Here is a 1912-nt window from a genome sequence, read left to right as displayed (position 1 = left end):
CCCCTGTAACGACGGCGAATGCCGTCCGTGGCGGAGCGCGGTCTTTGGGGACATCCGCGGCGGGCTCAAGCGCCCGTGAAAAGGGTCTTTGAAAGTTTGCCCGGAGAAGGATTGCGTGCGACGCATTGCGATGCGTTGGCATGGGCTGCGGAGTCATCCGCCGAAAGAAGTTCACGCACAGGTGGGTGAGTGGTTAAAACCAACAGACTGTAAATCTGTCGGCCTTAGGTCTACGGAGGTTCGAATCCTCCCCTGTGCACCATTTTTTGCAAGTTGCGCGTTGGCCGCCGCTGCGGGTTAGCCACCGAAGTGGGTTCGCCGTCGAAACGGCGCCCAGGCGGGATTGAGTAGTGATGGCGAGAGAGAAGCGGTTTTGGATCGCCATGGGCGCCTTTGTTGGGCTGGGCGCGCTGGAGTGGGTGACGTTGAGCTCGGAGACGATCCGAACCGTCAATGGCCTGAATGGCGAGCCGCTGCTGGATATCAGTTGGCGCGGCGCGGCACTGGCGGTGCTGGGGCTGTTTGCCTTCCGCAGCTGGATTCATCGCAAGCGCGAGCGGCTGGAAGAGCGCGGGCGTTCCGGGCAGGAGTGAGTGACGAGCGGGCGGGAGTAACTCAGTGGTAGAGTCTCAGCCTTCCAAGCTGTTGGTCGCGGGTTCGATTCCCGTCTCCCGCTCCATAAGTTTTGCAGGTCGTATATACTGCAGTTGTAGCTGCTGATGTAGCTCAGTTGGTAGAGCACTCCCTTGGTAAGGGAGAGGTCATCGGTTCAATCCCGATCATCAGCTCCATTTTTCAGCCAGGCCGAGCTGGTCCCGCGGCCCTCCCTTGCGGAGGGCTGTTGTGGGTTCGGCGGCGGATCCGGGTCTGCGCAGGAAGCACGTGAAAATCCACCGTAACTACTAGGGCGAAGAGCAATGGCGAAAGAGAAATTTGACCGCAGCAAGCCGCACGTGAACGTTGGGACGATCGGGCATATCGATCATGGCAAGACGACGCTGACGGCGGCGATCACGAAGGTGCTGGCAAAGCACAATCCGAACATCAAATTCCGCTCGTTCGACTCGATCGACAATGCGCCGGAAGAGCGCGAGCGCGGCATTACGATTGCCACGGCGCACGTGGAGTATGAGACGGCCAACCGTCATTATGCGCACGTGGATTGCCCGGGCCACGCCGACTACATCAAGAACATGATCACCGGCGCGGCGCAGATGGATGGCGCCATTCTGGTGGTTGCGGCCACCGACTGTCCGATGCCGCAGACCAAGGAACACGTGCTGCTGGCGCGCCAGGTTGGCGTGCCTTCGATGGTGGTGTTTCTGAACAAGTGCGACGCGGTGGAAGATCCGGAGCTGATCGACCTGGTGGAGATGGAAGTGCGGGAGCTGCTGTCGAAGTACAAGTTCCCGGGCGACGATATCCCGGTGATTCGCGGCTCGGCGCTGGGCGCGCTGAACGGCGAGGCGCAGTGGGAAAAGAGCGTGGACGAGCTGATGGCGGCGGTGGATGCCTATGTTCCGCTGCCGGCGCGCGCCATCGACCAGCCGTTCCTGATGCCGATCGAGGATATTTTTTCGATCTCGGGACGCGGCACGGTGGTGACGGGCCGCATCGAGCGCGGCAAGGTGAAGGTGGGCGAGGAAGTCGAGATTGTGGGCTTCCGCGACACGCGCAAGACGGTTGTGACCGGCGTGGAAATGTTCAAGAAGCAGCTGGACGAAGGCCTGGCGGGCGACAACGCGGGTCTGCTGCTGCGCGGCATCGGCAAGGACGACGTGGAGCGCGGCATGGTGTTGGCCAAGACGGGCTCGATCACGCCGCACACCAAGATCAAGGGCGAGGTTTACATTCTGTCGAAGGAAGAGGGCGGGCGTCATACCCCGTTCTTCAACGGCTACCGTCCGCAGTT

2 protein-coding genes and 3 tRNA genes are annotated in these 1912 nt (G+C 61.3%); all 5 read left to right on the top strand.

Going from position 1 to position 1912, the window contains the following annotated elements:
* The first annotated feature begins 175 nt into the window (after nt 1-175).
* A tRNA-Tyr gene (locus WCA10_RS16505) sits at nt 176-262 on the top strand.
* A 91-nt stretch (nt 263-353) separates the two neighbouring features.
* Nucleotides 354-593, top strand: coding sequence for a TMEM143 family protein (locus WCA10_RS16500; protein WP_472823609.1), 240 nt, complete (start codon nt 354-356; stop codon nt 591-593).
* A gap of 11 nt (nt 594-604) precedes the next feature.
* Nucleotides 605-679, top strand: a tRNA-Gly gene (locus tag WCA10_RS16495).
* A 36-nt stretch (nt 680-715) separates the two neighbouring features.
* Nucleotides 716-791 (top strand) — tRNA-Thr (locus WCA10_RS16490).
* Nucleotides 792-917: 126 nt separating this feature from the next.
* Nucleotides 918-1912 (top strand): elongation factor Tu (gene tuf, locus WCA10_RS16485; protein ID WP_472823608.1); only part of this gene is annotated, 995 nt, incomplete at its 3' end.

The organism is Occallatibacter sp., assembly GCF_049582745.1.
In the GTDB taxonomy this organism is placed as follows: Bacteria; Acidobacteriota; Terriglobia; order Terriglobales; family Acidobacteriaceae; genus Telmatobacter.
Note: the sequence above shows the minus strand (reverse complement) of the source record. Positions and strands in the feature narration are given on the sequence as shown.